This window comes from Paenibacillus sp. HWE-109, assembly GCF_022163125.1.
Classification (GTDB): Bacteria; Bacillota; Bacilli; order Paenibacillales; family NBRC-103111; genus Paenibacillus_E.
This window is the reverse complement of sequence record NZ_CP091881.1, coordinates 1,168,875-1,191,806: the sequence shown is the minus strand read 5'-3', so window position 1 is coordinate 1,191,806 and position 22,932 is coordinate 1,168,875. Positions and strand designations below refer to the sequence as shown.

Genomic DNA, 22,932 nt, shown 5'->3' with positions numbered 1-22,932 from the left:
CCCCTCATTCCTCTCTATATTGAGCATCGCTCATATCGACTTTTAATTTGACCGATGTGCCGAAGTGAAGCCGGCTATTGATTTCAATTGCGATCCCTTTTCCGAAATGATTCTGTAATCGCTCCCTCATGTTCAGCAAGGCAAAGCCGCCTTCCATGTCCGCAGAACCGATTCGCTTCTCCATGAGAACCGCCATTCTTAGTCTCTCAAGCGTATCCGGCGCCATCCCCATGCCATTATCCGTAACTTCGAATATGAGCTGCTGACCCTCTTCACGGATGGATAGATGAATAAAGCCCTGCCCCTCCATCTGCTCGATCCCGTGGACCACAGCATTTTCGGCAAGCGGCTGCAGAAGCAGCTTAGGCACACGGAACTGCCGGAGATGCTCCTCCACTTCAATCGAATAAGTTAACTTATCGCTAAAGCGAATTTTGCTGAGAAAAAAATAATTTTCAACAATCATGAGCTCCTTCTCGATCGTTATGACATCCGCGCCCTGACTCAGATTAAAGCGGAAAAATTCAGACAATCTTTGAATCATATCGGCCGTCTTCTCAGCACCTTCACGATATGACATCCAGGTAATCGAATTCAGCGTATTATAGAGAAAATGAGGATTGATCTGCGATTGCAGCATCCTGAGTTCAGCCTCTTTTTGCGATATTTTGGATTCATATACATCTTGAATCAATTCCTTGATTCTCATAACCATCGTATTGTACCCTTTGCCAAGCTGGCCAATCTCATCTCTTAGCTCAATCTCAACGTGCTGTTGGAAATCTCCGGCTTGAACTTCCCGCATCGATCTCAGAATCCGCATCAACGGATTGGAGAAGAGTCTGGAGAGAAGCCAGCTAAGCGGCACGTTAATGAGTAGAATCATCACAACAAAGCCAATAGTCAACCAACGAATTTGATTCAGCTGCTTAAGCTCCTCGATCTTTGGCTGGATAACAAGCACATGCCAGCCCGTCGCTGCAGAAGCAGTATGTGTGATCAGCCATTGTTTCTCGTTCTTGTCCCAATCCACCTTGCTGAACGGAACATGATTATAATAAGGCAGCTCCGTAAACGCGCGGCCGCTCCACTTGCCGTCGGAATCAGAGAGGATCGTTCCGTCCTCATTAATTACGATAATTTCAACGTTATCACGCGCGGGACCAAATGATTTGCGGAAATCCTCCTCCGTCATGCCGATGATCATTAGCCCTTCCTTCTTAAGGCTCTCCGGATTCACGAGCACTTTGCTGTAAAACACCTTCCTGCGCTGGTCGCCAATAAACAGCTTCATTGGACCTTCCTCCACTCCCCAAGCGCCTTTGACAACTTGAGCAACCGTTTGAAGATAAATCCCGCTCGTTTTGTATGCCTCATAGCTAATAATTTCGTTATTATTCAAGCTATTGAATTTAATCGTAGGATGATTGTCAGAAAAAATCAGGAGGGATTGGAAAAATTGCCGGGTGCTTAGCAGTCGGTTAATCATCGAGTTGACCACCTGAGCGGAATTGTAGCTGGCCTCTGGAGAGAGCAAGTCGTGCAGCTCTGACGAAAGCGACAAATAACTGTAAATATCATAAATATCTTTGGCCAAGTAATCCAAATGGGAAACCGTTTGTGAGGAAATGTTGTTTTGCGCTTGAGCAATTTTATCCAGCACTTGGTTCGAAGCGGTTACATAAGAGATGAATCCGATGCTTCCAGCCGAGACAATTAATAATGGCATGAACCAGATTTGAAACTTTAAACGGATCGGGAGCTCTAGATATGCTTTCCTGATTCTCGCCAACATGATGTTCCCTCCCATTTTTACTGCGCGAAAGATAGTTCAATATCTATAGAGTACTAGAATTAGACCATCTTTTGAATAAAAAGATTGAAAGCCCGATTCCTTGTAGGAAACGAGCTTTATCATGCTTGAGAGAGTATCTTTTTTCATCGATGATTTACCAAGAATAGGATTCGGGAGCCGGACCACCCGGCCCGGGGAATAATTCGTCAAGTCTTTGCAGAACAGAAGCATCCAGCTTGATCTCAACAGCCCGGAGCACATCACGCAGCTGCTCAACTGTACGCGGTCCAATAATCGGTCCGGTAAGCGCGGGGTTCGCAAGCACCCAAGCCAGAGCGACGTTAGATTCCTTCTCCCCGAGCTCTCGACAAAGAGCGGAATACGCTTCGAGACTAGATCTGTTCTTCTCAATAACAGCCTTCTGTTGTGCGGTGCGGTTGCTTAAAGTCGAATTAAGCGCGCTGCCGCCTAGAACGCCCCCTGCCATCGGACTCCATGCGACAACGCCAATTCCAAGATCATTCGCAGCCGGTAGAACTTCCAGCTCGGGCGTCCGATTGAGCAGGCTGTAAATATGCTGCTCAACGACCAGCCCCATGAACTTGCGATCTTTGGCAGCCGCCTGTGCTTTGACGAGATGCCAACCGGCGAAGTTGCTCGAACCAATGTAATCGGCTTTCCCTTGGCGCACCACGCCTTCGAGAGCCTCCCACAGCTCATCCCATTGCGTTCGCCAGTCGATATGATGCATGAAGAATAGCTCGACATGTTCCGTCTGCAAGCGGCGAAGCGATCCTTCCAAATGTCGGCGGATTTTGTACAGTGACAATCCTTTCTCATCGTTAGGCCCATCGAGCGGATTGCATATTTTTTCGTAAGCCTTGGTAGCAAGGATCACTCGCTCGCGACGATTGCCCCCTTGGGCAAACCAACGGCCGATTATGGTTTCGGTAGCACCCGAATTCTCGCCCCAACCATAAATATTCGCAGTATCGAAGAAGTTAATGCCTGCATCCAGCGCTTCATCCATTATACGGAATGCTTCCTTTTCATCGGTAGACACGCCGAAGTTCATAGTGCCAAGACAAAGCCGGCTAACCTTCATCCCAGTTCTTCCGAGATAGGTATATTCCATCGGTTAACTCACCTCTCCGTCACGCCATTTTGGGTTATCGACAACGACTGGAGCACCCTGTTCTTCAACAATCAGCTTGCGAAAACCTTTGGTTTCAATTGTGCCGTAATCATGACCTGAATCCGCGCGATACACGAAAAAAGTCACAAGTGATTCATTCCCTGTATTCACGCTTCGGTGGGCATAGCGAGGTGGGACGTATACCGCCTGTCCAGGGGTGAAACGCTCGGCTTGCCACTCTCCCTCTGGATTCTCCATCAGCATATACCCTTCTCCGCTTAAGCAATAATACACTTCAGGAGTATCCAGAATGGTATGGAAATGACCCTTCGTCATGTAATATTCACGTCCAACTTTCCCAGGATGCACAATGCTCGTACCAAACAATAGCTCGTTAGGGGTTTCTGGCAACGTCAGCTCATAAAACTCATAGACAAGCGGATCGCCTTCCGCTACCAAATTAGTGAATGCTTTATCATTCTCATACATTCCAGCCATTTTAGACAACATCCGTTTGGTGGAGGTGTACTCTTTCGATATTCCGTTTCTCAGATCAAAATGAGCCGAAAAAGGGATCGTGACAGCTTGTAAACTCATCTAGTTTCTCTCCAATCTTTCGGTAAAGTCGGGCAAAAAGGGTTAACGCAAGGTGCCTGCGATGCTCTCCAGCTCTGCAAATGCAGCTGGATCTATGTCCAGATGGAAGACTTCCTGAATCACTTGCGTCCAGCCGTGAATAAAATAGATCCAGCCATCTTCGACGTGAAGCAGGCTTCCTTCCTTCTGGCGGTTGGCTTGGTGCAAATAATCAAGAGCACCTCGATAGTTAAGCTCCCATACCAAACTTTGGGATGGAAAACATCCCTCATCGGTAATTGGTGAGCCGGGCTGATCTTTACCAAGCCCTGTGGCATTAACGACCAGTGAATGCGGCTTTAACCCGCTCAGAATTTCGTCGTTCTTAGCCGACTCTGGCGTTAAATAATAGGCGGCGGCGACATCGGGCGCAACCAGCTTCATGATCCGTTCTATTTCGTCCAGACGCTGCTTGCTCCTGTTGGACACGATTAGTTTGGTTGGCCGGTCCTTTTTGCGCGGATCAAGCAGATAAGCAGAGATTGCGATCGCGCTGCCGCCTGCCCCCATGACAAACAGCTCACCACCATGCTCCTCCCAGTAGCCCTCGGGGACGAAAGCCTCCAGAGCCAACCCGCTGGAGATGGGGTCCTTGGCATAGCCTTCCAGCCGGCCGTCTTTCTTGGAAATGCAGGAAAGCTCGCCGAACATCGTCGCATAGGGGTCCAGATAATCAAACAAATCTTTGGCTGCATGGTAAAGATCGATTTTATGAGTCGTTACCAATGCTCCAAGCGATAGTTCATCATTTTTAATGAATTCAACAGCTTCCCTGTACAGATCAGCATCAGCGTGAATGCCGATGTCGATCCCTCGAATGATGGCATCCTTGAGCCCCAGTGCTTTCGCCCAGAGCGGGAATAATTTCATAATTGAAGATTGAGCCGTCGTCACGCCAATGAAATAAAGGGTTGGCCTTTCGGCTTTTTGCAGCTTTAGCATCGTGCTGCTCCTTTCGAATGTTCTTCCAGCATATTTAATAAATTGTATGTCGATATCGTCGCCATTCGCTCCACGGCTTCTTTGGTGAAAGCCCCTGTGTGTGAAGTTAGCAGAAACTGCTCCAGGCCTAACAATTTATGGCCCGCTTCCGGCGGCTCCATTGAGAATACATCCTGAGCGGCTCCAGCAATTACGCCTCCAGCAAGAGCGTCATACAAAGCTTCTTCGTCCACAAGTTCCCCTCTGGATGTATTGATAATCAGAGCTGAGCGCTTCATCCTGCCCAATGTGTGACTGTTGATCAGGTGCTTCGTCTCCTGCGTATAAGGAAGATGCAGCGATACGATATCGGACTGCTCCAGCAGCGTATCCAGATCATGTAAACGGCGGATACCGTTCTTCTCCAGGAAGGATTCATCATGCATGTAAGGGTCGTACATGGCAACCTGCATGCGAAGACCTTTGGCTCGGAGCGCAACCTCTCTTCCGATCTGGCCTCCGCCAACCACACCGATGATCTTGGAGGTTAGCTCGACGCCTAAGACCCGCTCCCACCCGCCCTGCTTGACCGCAGTAACATTTTGCGGAATGTGTCTAGCCAAAGCAAAGAGGAGACCGATCGCGTGCTCGGCTACCGAAATGTGATTCGTGCCCGCCGCATTTCTGACTTCGATGCCAAGCTCCTTGGCTTTCTCAAGATCAATATTGTCCAGGCCCATCCCGTATTTCGAGATGGCGCGCACATCTTTGCATCTCTCCAGCACAGCTGCCGGCAGCGGGTCAACCCCAATAATGATGCCGACGACGCCTTCACTGGCAAGCTCAATGATTTCCTGCTCCGTCATCGTTCGCCCGAATCGGTTCTCCACGATCTCATAGCCCCGCTCGGCCATGAGCGGGTATACAATTTCCTTGTAATTATGAAATGATTTCGGAGTGATTAGTACTTTTTCCATACAAGACTCCTTTATAAATCGAGCTCTGACATCGTTGCCGGCAGTTCATGCTTGGTATTCACTTTGCCAGGACCCGTTACCAGATCGAAACAAGAAACGATCAGCTTCCCATTCCAGATAATCGGCTCACTAGGCTGATCGAGTTCACCATTGAAACCATTGGAATCCGGACTTTGGGCGTACCGTTCGACTGTGCCATCCGGATATACCTTGGCAATTGCATTGGCTGAGAAATCGGCAATATACAAATGGCCATCTTCGTCCATCACCATGCCGTCGGTCGTCTGCAGTTGATCTGGGTTCTTCGCCCAAACGACGTTGTCCTTCACTGTACCATCCAAATTAAACGTAATCTTGTGGACGGCTCCATCGCCGAAATTGCCTACATACAAGTTGCCTTGCGGATCGAACTCAATGCCATCGGCACCATATTGATCGTTCTCATTGAGGGTCAGCAGCGTTGTCAGCATATGAGGATCATCCAGCGTATTGTTGATCTGAATGCCTTCCTCGTCGAGTCCGAACCGATACACACAGCTTCGCAGCAGTCCCGTAGGATCCTTTACCTTGGTCAACACACTTTGTGTGACATACATATGCGAGCCGCGAATGCGAATCCCGTTAGGATGCTCCATCCCTTGCGCAACAACAGTCGCTGCAACCACTCGGTCATCCACGATGCGAAGCCTCAGAATCCGGCCTTTGAAGCTGCCTGCCTCCGAGCCCGACCAGCCTTGATTGTCGCAAATATACACGTCACCGTCCGGTCCGAAAGCGATGCCCATCGGGCAAGCGATTCCTGTATCCGCATGAACCGGTACTTCGACCCATTTGCGCACTTGTCTGTGGGAATCGATTTTGACGAGGCAGCCTGGCCGGGAATGATCGGCGAAATTGGGACAGGATAGCACCAGTGTTCCATCTGATGCTACCGCCATACCATCGGGTGTCGTAACATGCTCTTCCGGCAATAATGTGAACAATCTTGGTTCTTTCATTTTAAATTCCTCCTTCAATCTATGTGTTTCGTCCCTTCGTTCATTTGAACGTGATCACTGTTTTCTTCAGTCCGCTGTTTGTTCCAACCAACTCGAACGCATCCAGAATGCGATCAAAGTCGAATACTGTTGATACGAATGCCTCTGGTTTCAGAACACCGCACGCAATCCAATTCATCACCTGCAGGTGGCTCTCCGATTCTTCCAGCTTAGAGGGCCATTGAATGAAATCCAGATGCCAGTTATACGGCGCTTTGCTCCAATCCAGACGCATTTGGGTTTCGGGTGAAATCCCGTAGCAACAAATATGCCCGTAGGGTGCAAGCAGTTCCATACTCTGGTTAATAATTTCATTTTTACCGACAGCATCTACAGAAAAGTCCACACCGTTATGACAAATGTTTCTTACCGCTGCTGTCAAATCGCATTGCTTGCTATTAAAGGCGTAGTGCGCACCTGCTTGCAGCGCCTCTTCCACCTTCGCGTCACTCGTTACAGAAGCGATGATGGGTCCCATACCCAGCAGCTTGGCAAACGTGATGAAGGTAAGCCCGACAGGACCCGCTCCAAAAACGACCACACTCGCATTGGGGCGGAATCCGAAACGCTTGCAAGCGCTGAGCACCTCGCGAAAGGTAATGATCATGGGAGCAACCGTGATATCAATATCATGCGGCAGCCGCTGCTGGGCATAGTAAGCTTCGGAGAATTCCGGATATCCCGGCCCTTTGCCATCTTCGAGCAAAGATTTGCTGTCTCCTACAACCGCATATTCAGAGAAAGCTCCCCATCCAGAATGAACCCCGTCCGTCACGCCTTCGAGAAACGGCAGCAGCACTAAGTCTCCAACTTGCAAATGCCGTACGCGTGCCCCCGTCTCCACCACACGACCTACCCCTTCATGCCCCAGCACCGCAGGATACGTATCAAATCCTTTGAATTCCCCATGAATCAGCTTCATATCCGTTCCACGGCAAATGCCGCAGCTAACCATCTTCACCAACGCCTGATATTCCCCATGCACGGGCTTCGCTATTTCACGGATGGCTAGCTGTCCGTCTTTGTCTACAACCAGACTTTTCATAGCCTCTGACTCCTCTCTGCACGAAGCGCTCAAACTAGCAGCGCCTCTACCTCCTCTTTCGTCGGCAGCGAAGGAATCGCGCCGATGCGCGTAGTCGCTAGGGAACCAGCCGCATTGGCAAAAAGCAGCATCTGAGGCAGCCCTTGCTCCAGATGGGGTACGCCATCTTTCATACAATGCGCAAAGTTATGCAGCATCGCTGCCACGAAAGCGTCTCCGGCTCCCGTTGTATCCACAACCTGAGCAGCATATCCAGCTACATATCCACTTGATTGCCCCGTTGTGTAATAGCTCCCGTTTTTGCCCAACGTAACGACAACCAGCTTGGCTCCCCGTTCTAGAATGTACCGGCCGCAGGACTCGACATCTTGACAGCCCGTTATGAACGGATACTCTTCCTCACTGATTTTGACAAAATCGGCATAGCCGAACCCTTCATTAATTTCCTTGCGTGCCTGCTCCGAGTCTCGCCACAGATCCATTCGCAAATTGGGGTCATAAGAAATCAGCAGATTGTGGGCACGCGCATATCCAAGTGCACGAAGGGTAGCTGCTTTGCTGCTTTCACTGCCCAAGCTAATAGAGCCGTAATGAAAAATTGTCGCATTGCAAATGTAGGATTCTACAATTTCTTCTGGCGTGAGACGCATGTCCGCTCCAGGGTGACGATAAAACATGCATTCCCGATCTCCGTCCGGCTTTTGCGCCACGAAGGAGAGCGTAGTCCGGGCCTCCTCATCGAACGCCAAATAGGAGGTGTCCACCTTCAAATGCTGAAGCACGCTTTTCAAATAGTAGCCGAACGGATCGCGCCCGACCTTGCCGATGAATCCGGCAGTTCCGCCTAATCTTGCAATACCAGCTGCAACATTGGCCGGCGCTCCGCCTGGTGCTTTAAGAAAACCTGTACTCTCCGTCAAAGGTACATCTTTGTTCGTGGAAACGAAATCAATTAACAATTCCCCTAGACAAATGACATCCAGACTCATGACTCCCCTCCTTTACCGTTCTCCGTTGACGCTCCAGCTTCTCCAGCTCTATTTGCGCTTAGCAGGGCGAATGACCTAGCTGCGCTTTCCATCAGCATGAAGAATGCCTGACTTTCCGGAGCGGTCCCCGGCCGATCAAAAAATGGCGCCGCGCACGATCCCTGAACGAGTCCATCGCTGTCGACACGTCCGTGAACAGCTCTGCGCATATCATCCGCGTAGCGTGCATAGCCATTGCCCAGAAGTCCCATTCCAATAGCCCGATAAATGGTATAGCTTAGCATTTGCGCTGCATTGGTCTCGACAAATGTCTCTGCATCATCCATCACATCGTGGAATAATCCATCTTCGCGCATACGCAGCAAACAACCGTCAATCGTTTCCAGCAAATAGCCAGAAATGCGGTTTCGCTCCACCTTCATCGAATCGGGAAGGCTGTCCAAAACCCTGACCATGCCGGCAGCTGCCCACCCGTTGCCTACACCCCAATGCGCTTTGCGAACGAATGATTTCGCCCCATCATCCCATATATGGGAAAACAACCTGGCCTCCGGGTCCCAGAGAAGCTTCCAGTAGCCATCAACTTGTCTTACTGCTTCTTGGTAATAACCGCATACCGCCAAAAAAGGCGGAGCCATATAGAATGAATCAATCCAAACCTGCGGCTTATCTACCACATGGTGCAAAATCCCCTCCTCTGTTCGGGGGGCTTGGTGCAGCAGCCATTCGAGCATGCTTGCCTCCGCCTGCACAAACATCGGGTCGCCCGTGAGCTTAGCTGCATAGGCAACGGCTTCGCCATTGGCCGCAGAGTCGGTAACCGAGTATCCGTCATTCATGACACCCAGTTTACCCGAAGCATCTTGCCGAACAACCGCATCTCTCGCTAACAAGATCGCCAGCTCTGAATCGCCGCTTTCTAACATTGCTTGAGCTGCAACCCCTTGTTCCCAGGAAAATCTTTGCATGCTGAGCAGTGCTCTTTTTACTCGTTCCACTCGCTGCTCATCTTCAATCAAGTTAGGCGCCCTATCTGTCACAGCTGCGTTTCCTCCTTTATTGCGATTGGCTTGCTCACCGAATTGCTTACGCCCGCACACCAAGCAAGCGCTTCTCCCAATAGTTGAATGACGCTCGCATGTTCTAATCCATCGGGAAGATGAGCCGGTGTGAAGCAGCTCACTCTGCCATCTCCAAAGGTATGTCTCCAAGCAGCGATGGAATTCCCATCTACGGAGGAAGAACGTAAATAGACTTCGGTCTGATCTTCCTGACAACTTACAAAATAGTGTTCGTCCAGTATCGTAAACCTGATGCCCGCTCCTTCATAATCTACAGGCTGATGCAGCGTCGGATGTGAGAGGAAATGACCTCTCAGCATCTGGACATACCCGCCATTTGCCGGGTAGGAGGCAAGGCCGGAGTGCCAGGCCAGCCAGCCGCCGCCACGCATGACATACTGTTGGATCGCTTCACTTATTTCCTCCGTCATCCACATCCATTGCGAATCACCTTCGGGATCAAGCCGATTCTCCTTGAATAGAACGACAGCATCCGGCCGCTCGTCTAATGCACCGATCAAATCGTTCATTTCAATTATTCTCACTTCCGTAGAAGTCCGATCTCCGATAGCGGAAAGCACCGCTGACATCAAAGACTTTTCGAGTAATTCCCGGTGATGATAGTAGTCCCCCAGGACAGCAAGTATTTTATACATAGGTCCTCCTTACAAGCATCCAACTCATTTATCCAGATCCAGTGTACAGCCAACTTTCTTTCTCAAATTCATCATATAAGCATTAGCACTCGGGCAGTACCCTACATCTTTCGCAAATCCTGTATATTTATTCGATGCTTAGTTCCTTTCCTTTGCTCTTATAACGCAAAAAAACCGGAACCCCATTTTCCCCTTGGAGTTCCGGTCTTGCAATTCCCAACTATCGTCGCAACAGTCGACATAACTCTATTTATTTGTTTTTACTTGTCACCATCTTCGTCATTCCGTACATAACAGTCCCTGAACTCAGACCCTGGCTATTAAGTCGGCTGATCTCCTCGATTTCCTCTTGATCCGCAATACCATAAATCAGGAATCATTGGAGTGGCTTCCCCTGCTTCCTGCATATTATGTACTTCCTAGATAGATTTGACCTGCTCCCATGTGCCGGTCTTTACACTTCTCACAATAGCATCGTTGATAAGCATAATTTGATACCCTTCTTTGAAAGTCGCGACAGAGTGAGAAAGCACATCATTATTTACGATCGCCTCATAAAAGTTATTCATCATATTTTTAAGACTGTCTGTCCAACCTTCTTCATGACCGCTTGGGTAATGCAAGTATGGCAACGCTTTCTTCTTGAGCAAGCTAGGATCTCTTAATATGGTTTCACCCGGTTTATCCCTATAGCCCATCTGTAAACGGAATGGTTCCTCTTGCTTCCAGGTTCCAGAAGAAATTAACCCATCCAAGTTTATTTCAAGGGCATTTTTCTTGCCTGCAGATACTTGAGAGACGGTAAGTATGCCCCGAGCTCCATTACTAAACTTCACCATAACCGAACAATAATCTTCGGTATTAATATCTACCAGATTCACACTAACATCTGAGTTCACCTCAAAGGATATACCGCTTTTACTTGGCTTATAACGTTTCGGATGGACAACAGAAATATCAGCTAGAACTTCTACAATTCTGAGATCCGTCACATATTGTACGAGATCAAAAAGGTGGGAACCTATATCGCTTATCGCTCGTGTCTCGCCTCCGTATTGAGGTTCCATACGCCAATTGTAGTCTGTATTGTAAAGAAGCCAGTCCTGTAAGTAACTCCCTCGAATAATTCGGATTTCGCCAAGATCATTGTCTTGGACCATATTTTTCAGTTGCTGAACCATAGGAAACTGTCTGTAGTTATAATTAATCCCCGTAATTAGCCCCTTTACTTGGGCTAATTCATAAAGAACCTTAGCTTCTTCGCTTGTAAGAGTTAGAGGTTTCTCCGAAAGTAGATGTTTCCCGTGCAGTAACGCTTGTTTATTTATTTCATAATGAAGGTGGTTAGGCGTACAGTTGTGCACAACCTCAATCTCATTGTCACGCAACAGATCCATGTAATTTCCGTATGCCTTCGGAATCTTAAGAGAGCTTGCGTACTCATCTGCGTGAAGCTGACTGCTTTGCCCTATAGCCACGATATCAACAAATCCCAATCTTCTTATTGCTTCAAGATGGGCCTTCCCTATAAAACCAGCTCCAATAATTGCGGTTTTTATTTTTTTCATACCATCCCTCCATACTTTTGACTATATCAGTTATACTTTTAACGGTCAACGTTAAAAGTTACGATAAAAAAATAAACACACACCTTCTCCCAGAGTAAAAAGTGTGTGTTCATTAAATTTTTCATTAAAAAATGCCTTTAAGTTCATCCTCAGTCGATTGAATGATAAGTTGATCAATAGCCATAAAGGCGCCGCCAATGAGACTCGCCATTTCGCCAAGACTCGATTTATTTATGATTAAATTTCTCGTAGCGAGTGGTAATGACCTCTGATAAACACTTTGGCGTATAGCAGCCAGAAAAATGTCTCCAAACTCCGCAACCTTTCCTCCAATAATGATAAGGTCAGGATTGGCGAAATTAACGATTGAAGCAATCACTCTTCCGATCAAATTTCCACTTTCCCGGATCAGCTCAACAGACACTGGATCCAGTTGAAGGACTCCAGTCCCAATATCATCAAGTGTCAACTCGCTGCGACTACCCAGTCTCTGCAGTAAAAAGTGGCTATTATGGGAACGCGCAAGCTCTTTTCCTTTTGAAAGGATAGCTTTTCCCCCTGCGGAAGCTTCGAGACACCCTCTATTTCCACACCAGCACACGACATCCGTCCCGATATCATAATGGCCGATATCCCCTGCACTTCCTGTGGATCCTCTATACAGCACGCCGTTATAAATAATCCCTGAACCAATCCCGCTGTCAACATTCACATAAATGATATTGCTGTATGCGAACTGTAATCCCTTAGCATGTTCCCCTAGTGCCATAATATTCACATCATTATCAACAAAACAAGGGCAATCGAAATATTTGGACCAAAACTCCCTGATCGGATAACTATCCCAACCAGGCATTAACGGGGGGGAAATGGGAACGCCCTTCGAGAAATCAACAGGCCCTGGTATGCCAAAGCCAATACCTTTGACAGAAGTACGATCAAAGTTATTTTCTAAAATCATTTGATCAACAAGTTTAAGGATATGCGTCAAAATAGGAATGGGACCATCCCCGATTTGAATTTCGCAGGTTGTTACACAAATGATTTCGCAATTAAAGTTTGTAAAGGCAAGGCGAACAAAAGCAGTTCCTAATTCAATCGACAAAATTAATCCTATATGTTTATTTAATGCATACTGCCTAGGTTTCCTTCCACCTGATGAAACCCCAATTCTTGATATCTCGATTATCTTTTCTTCAAGTAATCGATCCACATGTACAGAGATGGCGGACAAAGATAAGCCTGTTGCTTCAGCTAAATCAGCCTTCGACAGCGGAAACTTTGCTCTCCTAATCCTCTGGAGAACATTAGCCGTCATGGAGTGCATCTCATTTCACCACTTTCATCCATGTCCATTCGTTAATTTTCGAATTACAAACCTACATATCATTCCTATCTAACTCTAACATATCAATCAGACTATACCAAATAATTACTACCATTTTAAAGAGTAACAGGCATGAACAACCCGCTTTTCCTGCTCCGCAACCTGCCGATATCCGCAATACATACACGATCTGCAACTACATTTTATACTCTTAAGCGTTTCATATCTTGTCTAGGCGGAAAGCCAAACATGCGAGAATATTCGCGGCTGAATTGCGAGGGGCTTTCATAGCCTACTCGAAATGCCACATCAGCAGCATCTGCTGATTCTGTTAATAATAAGCGACGTGCTTCCTGTAATCGCAGTTGTTTTTGAAACTGAATTGGGCTCATAGCTGTTACCTCTTTGAAGTGTCTGTGAAATGATGAGATACTCATCCTGGCTATTTCTGCAAGCTCCTCAATGCGCAAAGGCTTGCTGTAGTTATTGCTTATTTGTTCGATAGCCTCCCTGATTCCATAGGTGCCGCTGCCTTCCATTGCGATTTGCGCCAGCGTAACGCCATACCTCCCACGCAAAAGCCTGTATAGAATTTCCTTAGTATAAATAGGAGCAAGGAATGGAATATCTTTTGGACTGTCCAGCAAACAAGTCAATCTGTATATTGAATCCATGATAGGCAACTCCATCTGACCCACAAACATAGCTCGTTCAGCATTTCCTTTTGGGCTGATTCCAATGCCAGAATCATTTAAAATCTCTAAGATTTCACTCGCTGTAAATTCAAGTCTTAAACCCAAATACGGAATGTCGGAAGAAGCTTCAGTGACTTGAGCAGTAACCGGCAAGTCAACTGATGTAATAAGGTAATTCGCAGGATCATACTTGAAGCGCTCCTGTTCCAGCCATACTTCCTTCGCCCCTTGAGCCACAATGCATAAAGAAGGTTTGTAAACTCCGTTATTGGGTCCAGTCAAATTAGAGCGACGTATAAAAAACAAAGCAGGAATGGCTGTTCGGTGAACACCGTCCTGTACCGAATACCGTTCAATTAATACAGCAAGTTCATTCTGCTGTTTCGTTATTATTTCAGACATAAAATCCTCCTTGTTCCGTCATTCCTTGTAATTAATAGTATATGGTATATGCGTCAGTTACATAAGTGTAGTGAGAGGATTAGGCAATCATTTGGCATGAATGGGATAACGATTGCTTTTTCATTTGTTGCATAATAAGGTTATACCCCATTCACAAAAGGGAACGAAGGAGCGTATCGACAAATGAAATATGTGAAACTTGGAAATACTGGCTTAGATGTATCCCGGCTTTGTCTTGGCTGTATGAGCTTTGGTGTAGCAGAGCGATGGCATCATCCATGGATACTTGATGAGGAGCACAGTCGTCCTATTATAAAAAAAGCCCTTGAGTTAGGTATTAATTTTTTCGATACGGCAAATGTGTATGCAGACGGAACTAGTGAGGAAATTATTGGGCGGGCTTTAAAGGACTATGCCACTCGGGATGAAATTGTCCTCGCCACAAAGGTACACGGACGTATGCATCAAGGTCCAAATGGCGCAGGGCTCTCCCGAAAGGCGATCATGAGTGAGATTGATAAGAGTCTTAAGAGACTGGGTACCGATTACGTTGACCTTTATCAAATCCACCGTTGGGATTACACTACTCCCATTGAAGAAACGATGGAAGCATTGCATGATGTTGTGAAGGCTGGCAAGGCAAGATATATCGGGGCTTCTGCTATGTACGCCTGGCAGTTTCTTAAAGCGATACATGCAGCCGAAAAAAATGGATGGACCCGGTTTGTATCTATGCAGAATCATTTAAACCTCATCTACCGTGAAGAGGAAAGAGAGATGCTGCCTCTTTGCAAGGTAGAGAAAATCGGTGTGATTCCATATAGTCCGCTTGCATCAGGAAGACTGACTCGGGACTGGTCGGAAACAACGCTTCGTTCCGAAACCGATCACATGCAAAAAATGAAATACGACGCGACAGCAAATACGGATCGACTGATCGCGGAGCGTGTTGCAGCAATCGCAGAAAAACATGGCATTCCCCGTATTCATATCGCACTTGCTTGGTTGCTGCAGAAAGAATCTGTCTCAGCTCCTATTATCGGCGCTACGAAAGTGTCTCAACTCGAAGAAGCCGTAGGTGCTCTTTCGATTACGTTAACACCTGAAGAAATTGCATCACTGGAAGAGCCTTATGTTCCTCATCATGTAGTTGGTGCTGTTTAATATGAAACTACAGGAACGTCTGTTTATGGGGTCTGTCTTATGGAGAACAAGCCCCCATGAGGAATCGGAAGCACAACTGGAGGAATTGATATGCAAAAAGTAATTTTGAACAATGGTGTTGAGATGCCTATACTCGGTTTTGGAGTTTTCCAGATTGCAGATCAAAATGAATGTGAACAAAGCGTTTATGACGCTATTATGGCAGGCTATCGGCTGATTGATACAGCTGCCTCCTATCTAAATGAACAAGCGGTAGGCAGAGCCATTAAACGGAGTGGCGTAGCAAGAGAGGAATTATTTATTACTACGAAGCTTTGGGTTCAGGATGCTGGTTATGAGCGGACCCAAAAAGCATTAGATAAATCACTGGAAAGATTGCAATTGGATTATTTGGATTTGTATTTAATTCATCAGCCATTCGGTGATGTGCATGGTTCTTGGCGGGCTATGGAGGAATTGCATCGTGAAGGAAATATCCGTGCAATTGGCGTTAGTAACTTCCATGAGGATCGTCTGATTGATTTGATCATTCATAATGAAGTCGTTCCTGCTGTTAATCAAGTTGAGACGCATCCCTTCAACCAACAAATCGAACATGCAAAATTCATGAAAGGGAATCATGTTCAGATCGAATCTTGGGCGCCTTTGGCTGAAGGGAAAAATAACTTGTTCCAGAATGAAGTTTTAGTATCCATAGCCGGAAAATATAATAAATCCGTTGCCCAGGTGGTCTTACGTTGGTTGACGCAAAGAGAAGTTGTTGTAATTCCAAAATCGGTTCGTAAAGAGAGAATTATTGAAAACTATACGATCTTTGATTTTGAATTAAACCAAGAGGATATGGAGTCGATCGCTACGTTAGATACAAAACAGAGCCTGTTCTTTTCACACCGAGATCCTGAAATGGTCAAATGGATCGGTACCCGGAAACTCGATATCTAACCAACTTTCGCATAATCTCCGGCAGCATCTTCATAGCTGTTTTCAACGATATAGCGGATCGTAGTTCCCTTTGGGCTTTGTCATGACTGAGAGCATCGTGTGAAAAGGAACTATGATCCTCTATATGGCGGGAAATGGGGTAAACGTAGCCTGAAAAGGAACTGAAATCCGCTATTTCAGCGGAACCTGCTGATTCCAACTGGGAAATGGTGACATAGCGGATCGTAGTTCCCTCTGGCTTGGCATATGGCGGTTTTCAGCATTATAGCGTACTGTAGTTCCCTCACACTCCCGATAATGACACTTTTGGCTAGTACAGCGCACCGTAGTCCCTATCATTTCCCGATTGCTTGAATACATCCATACATTGAAACTCGATTTGTACATACTGCTATATCAATTGAAAAGGAGGGATCTGTTAGTGAGACACGACATCTGTTATTAGTGAAAGCATCAGCAGTATCGCCATTACGCCGCCTGCTAGTATAACACGAGTTCTAGCACCTTTAGACAGCGTTTGATTCCCCTCCGATAAAAGTGCCGTGCCTCGAATCGATCGATAGTAGAGTATGGCTCCAGCCACGACTAGAATCACTTCTAATGCGCTGCTAATTAGCGGCCATTGCCACAAGCTGAATCCCAGCAGCGGGAGCCCTGCAGCATTTCCTGGTAAGATCGGCATATCCATTCTATGAACGAGCAAATCCAGCAGCCAGTGACTGAAAGCAAGAGCACCTATCATAAGACCGCCTCGTTTGCCCCATAGCCTCCAAGCGATGATCCCCGATAGCACAGCAATAATTACTGCTCCGAGAAGTGAATGCGTATAATCTGCATGGATAATTCCTTTGCCATAACCCGTTCCCAGGCTGTTATCGATCTTTTCTATGCCTGACAAGAATAGCGGTACGAATAGAACATCAAGAAGCTGTGTACTCAGCATGAGCGCCCAAATCGGCACCTCCGGAGTTTTGGCTTTCACAGCAGCAGCGAGTCCGAAATGTCCAGCAAACATTTATTTCCCCTCCCTTTTTGTTTTTTTTTGCATGCGAACTCTGCTCTCTAACCATCCGCATAAAACTGTAAACAAAAGAATAAATAAAATAAATGACATGCTGCTCACCAGTACCTTTCTCGAATACTAATATAATTAGCATTATAACTAATGAAATTAGTTATCGCAACACTTTTTTCCACATAAAAAAGAAGTCTGGACATATCGAGATCCAAACTTCTCTTAAGCGAACTGAGACTGATGATGACTTTATCCTCATTTCCGAACCGTTAAACATGGACGAAATCGGTGAATACGCTTGATCTAATTAATTGGATGGCACCAAAGCAAATGATTCAGGAAACAAGAAATGTCGTTCAGGCTCTTGCGAAATTTTATAAATTAAGATTAAGCAAAGGCAAAGACAGCATAACCATACAAGAGGAAATCGAACTGACCCTCTCCTATATGCAAATTCAAAACATGAGATTTTATAACAAATTGAACCTGTATATCGCTCTAGACGATCAAATCGGAGAATATAACATTCCTAAAATAACGCTTCAACCGATAGTAGAGAATGCCATTCTTCATGGCATCCTTGCTAAAGATAACCAAGAAGGTACGATCCTGATTGAAGGGAAAATGGAAAACAACGTGATCACACTTTCGGTAAAGGATGACGGAATTGGTATAACAGAAAAAGGCTCAATGAGCTATTAACCAATAAATTGGAAAGCAAGAACGGCAGTAGCTTTGGTATCCTAAATATTAACGAGAGGATTAAACTATTATATGGGAATGAGTACGGGGTAATTGTAAAAAGAGAGTACGGTAAAAGTACGACTGTGGAAATTCGAATTCCAGCTTGCTTCAGAATAACTCTTATATCCCCTCCACAGCAGCCTTTCAATCATCAAACCTTTTTTGTATCTCTCCATAAAGATTTCAAATCCGGCTACATCTTTCTGTTCAGGTTGTAATGTCTTACCTACTTTTCCCGCAAATACTTTTTTGCTCAAGTAATCATCTAAAGACTCTTGTTTCTCTTTGGAAATCATGTAAGAAGCGAGCAGCGCAATTCCCCAAGCTCCCCCCTCAACTGCTGACTCCATCACTGCAACAGGAACATTCAATGCAGCTGCCATGCCATCATCTTCTGCCCGACACCTTCCGTCTTGAAAAATCCACCATGACCTAAGATTTTCTCCAGCTTATACATACAAATTTTCTATATTCTTATTAAAATCATTCGCATACTTGTCTGAGCTGAGAGCGTCTTTGTCTGGGCCATGTCTTCGTAGAAAAAGGCGCCCCCTCCCTCTATGGGAAAGAGCGCCTTCAGTTATGTTTAAGCAGACTTCGATTATTAGTAAGCTGCCGAACGTTTTAATATCGAAATCCCATTAATTGGTAAATCAATTACACCTTGTACGGTTTCATTCGATTCCAAGTGGGTGTAGCTTCTGTCGTCGAGAGATACACGTTCCGCTCGTCCACTGAAATTCATGATAAACACGTAATCAGAAGCTCCATCCGTACGCACCTGAGCGGTTACTCCCTGAGGGAGGTCCGTATTCATCGCTCTAACAACACCAGTTTGCTCAATGAGTTTCGAATAAAATGCCTGTAGAAAATCTGCCTTCAGCCTTGTCGCCATATGATACGCTTTACCTTGGCCAAGTCGATTTACCGTCAGAGCCGGTTGCCCTGCATAAAAGCTGTCCGTATAGATACCCAGCACCTCTGCGCCTTCGGTATGGATCATTTCACAGATCTCATGGGACTCGAAAGTCCCTGTTAGCCCGAGTTGATTATCAGGTGACATCGATAAGCCGTTGCGGTCGTGATCATATAATCCTTCAATCTCTTCTGCCCAAATGCCGAGCGTTTTCCGAAGTGGTCCGGGGAAGCCTCCTAAATGGCACAAGTCATGTTCATTGACAATGCCGGACCAGTAAGTGGTTACCAGCGTTCCGCCTTGTTCTACGAACTTTTCGAGTTTACGGCCCGTTTCCTCACGGCAAAGATACAACATAGGCGCAACTATCAGCTTATATGCGGAAAGGTCATCCTCCGCTCCAATAACGTCAACCGGTACACCTTGTTCCCAAAATGCTTGATGATGAGCAAGAACAGTTTCCTCATAGTGAATGCCCATATTGCGCGGACCTTGGGCGTCTTTAACTGCCCAGCGATTTTCCCAATCGAACAAAATGGCTGTATCCGCATGTGTGGTTGTGCCAACCACCTCGGAGATATTCGATAAGGTCTGACCCAGCTCTGCTACATCCTTAAACACACGTGTATGCTCATGCCCGGCATGGTCAACGACGGCACCATGGAACTTCTCACTGGATCCTCTGCTTTTACGCCATTGGAAATATTGCACGGAATCCGAACCATGCGCAACAGCTTGAAGGGAGGACAGTCTGTGCATACCCGGCTGTTTCAGCTTGCTGACTGACTGCCAGTTCGTAAGGCTGGGCGTGCTCTCCATAAGCAGGAACGGTTTCTTTTTAAACGAACGATAGAGATCATGATTGAAGGCAATGGAAGCCCCCAATTGGCTGGCATTCTGCTGTTCATGCCAAGTTGGATAGGCATCCCACGAAATAACATCCAAAATATCAGCAAACTTACGATAATCTAAGCTGTCGATCATATGCATATTGGTGGTAACCGGAAGGAAAGGATTGGCTCCTCGAACCGCATCGATCTCATGCTTGCAGAAATCGATCGTCTGGTCCGTAACGAATCGATGCCAATCTAGGTTCTGCCCGTGTACCATATACTCACCATGAGGTGCTGGAGATTCAACCTGTTGCCAGTCCGTGTACGTATGCGCCCAGAAAGATGTCCACCAAGCTGCATTTAACGCTTCCAGCGTGATGTACTTCTTTTGCAGCCACTGACGGAACGCATCTTGGCAATACGCACAATGGCAATCTCCACCAAATTCATTGGAAATGTGCCAGCCGATGACCGCGGGATGTTGCCCATACCGTTCAGCAAGCTTGTTGTTTATGATACCCGTCTTCTCCCGATAAACAGGGCTTGTGAAGCAGTGATTGTGCCTAAGACCATGCAAATTACGGACGCGGTTCGCTCCCACTCTTCTCACTTCCGGATAGCGTTCTGACATCCACGCAGGGCGCGCTCCACTTGGTGTTGAGAGCCATGCATAGATGCTATTCTCAGCAAATGTATCCAAAAGTTGGTCCATCCACTCGAAAATGAAGGTCCCCTCTGCCGGTTCCAGTGCAGCCCAAGCAAATATACCAATAGCCATCACATTGCAACCGGCCAGTTTCATCAAGCGAATGTCTTCCTTCAGAACCTCTGGACTCTGAAGCCATTGGTCTGGATTATAATCAGCGCCGTGCATCAAGACGGGCAGTTTATTGCTAATGGGTTCAAATTTATGTGTCATTGTCCTACCATCTCTCCTCAACAAAAACCGTCGTATTCTCGTATTCATTTTGATTATAGGATAATTAGCAGCTATACTAATAGAACAGAAGAAATAAAAAATCGTACAATATGAATATCGGTGGCGATGACCCTATGATGCCTTTTCTTGTAGCTGAATTTGCGATGTTTGAGAACATACTCCCTCTCTATGTGTACTGTATTGGTAGTCATGAGCAGAAGCACCTCCTAAGACCTGACGGGTATCCGGCCCATCAGCTCTTCTTATGCCGAAGCGGCAAGGGGATTTTTCGCATAATTGGGGGTCGAGATTTGGTGATGACTCCCGGAACCCTGCTCATCCTTCCAGCCGGTGTGCCTCATGACTATTTTCCTGATCAAAGTGAGGATGATTGGGAGCTAGGCTTCGTAGCTTTTAGCGGCTCCGCTGCCGATTCCATTCTGGAACATCTCGCAAACCACAAACCCACGTTATTAAAGAAAACCCAATTTCATGAACATTGGAACAAGCTTGAATCCTTATGGCAGCTTATCAACTTGAACAGGGAAAACGGATTTTGGGAATCGTCTCGAAGTATGTATGACATGCTGCTCTCCGTCCTGGAAGAACAGACCAATCAAGAAGTCAAGCAGCGAATTTCACCAGTCCGGCAACCTAACACCGCTCTTCAAGAAGCGATCAGGATTATCCATGATCACTATAACGAACGCTTACATTTATCCAACTTGGCAAGAGCCGTCGGTTACTCTGTTCAACATTTCCATCGCCTGTTTGTAGGCATTTATGGCGCTTCACCCATGCTATATATTCAACAAATCCGAATGCGGCGGTCCCTCCAACTTTTTCATGAGAACCCGAATATGACTGTTGAACAAGTGGCACAGCAACTGGGTATGGAGACCAGTTATTTCATACGAATTTTCAAGCGAACCTATGGCCAGACGCCGAAACAATTTTTAAAAAATTAATGAAAAACACACCGAGATCCTCTGACTGTAATGAAGTACAACTCACAAGAATAGCTGCGGGGTATTATCGGTTGTGGTGCAAGAATTAGAAAAACGGCTTCGTCACCCTGATAGATCCGTCGCTTCTTAGCGGCACAACCTAGTAAGGGAACTAGAGGACGCTAATTAGACAAAAAACAGGGGGGCGAAGGTAATAGCGGAACTACAGGGTCTTATTTCCACAAAAAGCGTTGAAATTTCCATAAAACAGCAAAATAACGTACTGTAGTTCCCTCAGCCTCCCGATACTGACACTTTTGGTTAGAATAGCGTACCATAGTTCCCTTACGTCCGCGCGAGGCAGCTGGGGTAACCCCGCGGATACTCGCATGTTACCCTTGAATCCGCATAATCTCCCGTTGTGCAGACGAAGGGGGATAGCCCATTACTTTTTTAAATACCCGGTGAAAATGCGCTTGGTCGCTGTAACCCAGATAGTCCGCAATCTCTCCTAAGGTCAGCTTCGTATTGAGAATTAAATCACGAGCGGCATGGATGCGAACCTGATGTAAGTAGGTGACAGGCGTCATCCCTGTTACTTCCTTGAATGTTTGGGTGACGTAATTGGGAGCACGATCCACCAGTTCAGCAAGCTCCTGGATGCGAATCAACTTTCGATAATGCGCCAGAATGTAATCTTGGACCTCCCGCATGAGTCTCAACTTGATGGAAGCGAATTGCTTCTCCTCTGTTTCTTGGGCAAAATAACCGAACAACTCCATCGCAATCCCCGTGCAGATGAGCTCATCATGCTTCTTTCGACTAAACCAATGCTTCGCAAGCACCAGAAAACGCTGCTTCAAATAATCAAAATTGCGCACACTTATTTTCCAGTACGGCCGATCCGTACCAAGCGGAAACAAGTCCGATTGCTCGATCATAAAATGAACCGAATACTTCTGATGCGCCCCCTCCAGCGAGTTCCTGCCTGCCCGCAAGACCCCTTTGGGTATATATAAAAAGTCCCCCTTTGCCACTGTAATAGACTCACCGTTCAAGGTGTAGATCACGCTGCCATGAGCAACAAGTATTAGAATGTTGCTTAGGGTATGGGATTCCTCTATAGACCAAGCAGGGTTACTATCATCAACATATATGGAAACAAGTTCAATCATTTCACCTTCCCCCTCCCCTCCAATTATACATTA

The 22,932-nt window shown here is 46.5% G+C and carries 20 protein-coding genes and 1 pseudogene; 4 read left to right on the top strand and 17 right to left on the bottom strand.

Annotated elements, in window-relative coordinates; translation table 11 throughout:
- Window positions 1-4: 4 nt before the first annotated feature.
- The 13 genes from LOZ80_RS04915 to LOZ80_RS04855 all read right to left on the bottom strand — a co-directional run bounded on the left by LOZ80_RS04915 (window position 5) and on the right by LOZ80_RS04855 (window position 14,244).
- Window positions 5-1,795: a cache domain-containing sensor histidine kinase gene (locus tag LOZ80_RS04915; RefSeq protein ID WP_238170371.1), complete on the bottom strand. Its 1,791-nt coding sequence runs from the start codon at window positions 1,793-1,795 to the stop codon at window positions 5-7.
- Between the two features lie 154 nt (window positions 1,796-1,949).
- Window positions 1,950-2,930 carry an aldo/keto reductase gene (locus LOZ80_RS04910; protein WP_079421430.1) on the bottom strand — a complete coding sequence of 327 codons (981 nt, stop codon included), beginning with the start codon at window positions 2,928-2,930 and terminating at the stop codon, window positions 1,950-1,952.
- A gap of 3 nt (window positions 2,931-2,933) precedes the next feature.
- Window positions 2,934-3,527, bottom strand: a complete 594-nt coding sequence (locus LOZ80_RS04905) for a glucose-6-phosphate isomerase (protein ID WP_238170370.1) — start codon at window positions 3,525-3,527, stop codon at window positions 2,934-2,936.
- Window positions 3,528-3,569: 42 nt separating this feature from the next.
- Window positions 3,570-4,508 (bottom strand): shikimate dehydrogenase family protein, encoded by a 939-nt coding sequence (locus LOZ80_RS04900; RefSeq protein WP_238170369.1) that lies wholly within the window; start codon window positions 4,506-4,508, stop codon window positions 3,570-3,572.
- Entirely contained in the window at window positions 4,502-5,464 is a 963-nt protein-coding gene (locus tag LOZ80_RS04895) for a phosphoglycerate dehydrogenase (RefSeq protein ID WP_238170368.1), read from the bottom strand. The genes LOZ80_RS04900 and LOZ80_RS04895 overlap by 7 nt, the downstream gene beginning before the upstream one ends.
- Before the next feature lie 11 nt (window positions 5,465-5,475).
- On the bottom strand, window positions 5,476-6,462 hold the full coding sequence (locus LOZ80_RS04890) for an SMP-30/gluconolactonase/LRE family protein (RefSeq protein WP_238170367.1): 987 nt from the start codon (window positions 6,460-6,462) through the stop codon (window positions 5,476-5,478).
- A gap of 40 nt (window positions 6,463-6,502) precedes the next feature.
- Entirely contained in the window at window positions 6,503-7,546 is a 1,044-nt protein-coding gene (locus LOZ80_RS04885) for a zinc-dependent alcohol dehydrogenase (protein ID WP_238170366.1), read from the bottom strand.
- Window positions 7,547-7,575: 29 nt separating this feature from the next.
- The gene (locus LOZ80_RS04880) at window positions 7,576-8,535 is read right to left on the bottom strand and encodes a PfkB family carbohydrate kinase (protein ID WP_238170365.1); all 960 of its coding nucleotides are present in this window, start codon (window positions 8,533-8,535) and stop codon (window positions 7,576-7,578) included.
- Window positions 8,532-9,575, bottom strand: a complete 1,044-nt coding sequence (locus tag LOZ80_RS04875; protein WP_238170364.1) for a glycoside hydrolase family 88 protein — start codon at window positions 9,573-9,575, stop codon at window positions 8,532-8,534. The genes LOZ80_RS04880 and LOZ80_RS04875 overlap by 4 nt, the downstream gene beginning before the upstream one ends.
- Complete coding sequence (locus LOZ80_RS04870) at window positions 9,572-10,252, bottom strand: ThuA domain-containing protein (RefSeq protein ID WP_238170363.1); 681 nt, start codon at window positions 10,250-10,252, stop codon at window positions 9,572-9,574. The genes LOZ80_RS04875 and LOZ80_RS04870 overlap by 4 nt, the downstream gene beginning before the upstream one ends.
- A gap of 419 nt (window positions 10,253-10,671) precedes the next feature.
- Window positions 10,672-11,820, bottom strand: a complete 1,149-nt coding sequence (locus LOZ80_RS04865; RefSeq protein WP_238170362.1) for a Gfo/Idh/MocA family protein — start codon at window positions 11,818-11,820, stop codon at window positions 10,672-10,674.
- A gap of 124 nt (window positions 11,821-11,944) precedes the next feature.
- Window positions 11,945-13,138 carry an ROK family transcriptional regulator gene (locus LOZ80_RS04860; RefSeq protein ID WP_238170361.1) on the bottom strand — a complete coding sequence of 398 codons (1,194 nt, stop codon included), beginning with the start codon at window positions 13,136-13,138 and terminating at the stop codon, window positions 11,945-11,947.
- Window positions 13,139-13,350: 212 nt separating this feature from the next.
- Entirely contained in the window at window positions 13,351-14,244 is an 894-nt protein-coding gene (locus LOZ80_RS04855; RefSeq protein ID WP_238170360.1) for an AraC family transcriptional regulator, read from the bottom strand.
- A 183-nt stretch (window positions 14,245-14,427) separates the two neighbouring features.
- On the opposite strand from LOZ80_RS04855, the gene LOZ80_RS04850 reads away from it, so the two are divergent.
- Together LOZ80_RS04850 and LOZ80_RS04845 are read left to right on the top strand one after the other, a co-directional pair.
- Complete coding sequence (locus LOZ80_RS04850) at window positions 14,428-15,408, top strand: aldo/keto reductase (protein WP_238170359.1); 981 nt, start codon at window positions 14,428-14,430, stop codon at window positions 15,406-15,408.
- 90 nt (window positions 15,409-15,498) lie between these two features.
- Window positions 15,499-16,350 carry an aldo/keto reductase gene (locus LOZ80_RS04845; RefSeq protein ID WP_238170358.1) on the top strand — a complete coding sequence of 284 codons (852 nt, stop codon included), beginning with the start codon at window positions 15,499-15,501 and terminating at the stop codon, window positions 16,348-16,350.
- Window positions 16,351-16,768: 418 nt separating this feature from the next.
- Here the strand turns inward: LOZ80_RS04845 and LOZ80_RS04840 are convergent, their stop codons facing one another.
- Entirely contained in the window at window positions 16,769-17,365 is a 597-nt protein-coding gene (locus LOZ80_RS04840; RefSeq protein ID WP_238170357.1) for a permease, read from the bottom strand.
- A 288-nt stretch (window positions 17,366-17,653) separates the two neighbouring features.
- On the opposite strand from LOZ80_RS04840, the gene LOZ80_RS04835 reads away from it, so the two are divergent.
- Window positions 17,654-18,067 carry a sensor histidine kinase gene (locus LOZ80_RS04835; RefSeq protein ID WP_238170356.1) on the top strand — a complete coding sequence of 138 codons (414 nt, stop codon included), beginning with the start codon at window positions 17,654-17,656 and terminating at the stop codon, window positions 18,065-18,067.
- A gap of 182 nt (window positions 18,068-18,249) precedes the next feature.
- Here LOZ80_RS04835 and LOZ80_RS04830 read toward each other — a convergent pair.
- Both LOZ80_RS04830 and LOZ80_RS04825 read right to left on the bottom strand, forming a co-directional pair.
- Window positions 18,250-18,557: pseudogene (locus tag LOZ80_RS04830) on the bottom strand (FGGY-family carbohydrate kinase); the annotation flags it as partial.
- A 156-nt stretch (window positions 18,558-18,713) separates the two neighbouring features.
- Window positions 18,714-20,777, bottom strand: a complete 2,064-nt coding sequence (locus LOZ80_RS04825; RefSeq protein WP_238170355.1) for a beta-galactosidase — start codon at window positions 20,775-20,777, stop codon at window positions 18,714-18,716.
- Between the two features lie 134 nt (window positions 20,778-20,911).
- On the opposite strand from LOZ80_RS04825, the gene LOZ80_RS04820 reads away from it, so the two are divergent.
- Entirely contained in the window at window positions 20,912-21,745 is an 834-nt protein-coding gene (locus LOZ80_RS04820) for an AraC family transcriptional regulator (RefSeq protein WP_238170354.1), read from the top strand.
- Window positions 21,746-22,116: 371 nt separating this feature from the next.
- Here LOZ80_RS04820 and LOZ80_RS04815 read toward each other — a convergent pair whose 3' ends face one another.
- Window positions 22,117-22,899, bottom strand: coding sequence for an AraC family transcriptional regulator (locus tag LOZ80_RS04815; RefSeq protein WP_238170353.1), 783 nt, complete (start codon window positions 22,897-22,899; stop codon window positions 22,117-22,119).
- Between the last annotated feature and the right edge of the window lie 33 nt (window positions 22,900-22,932).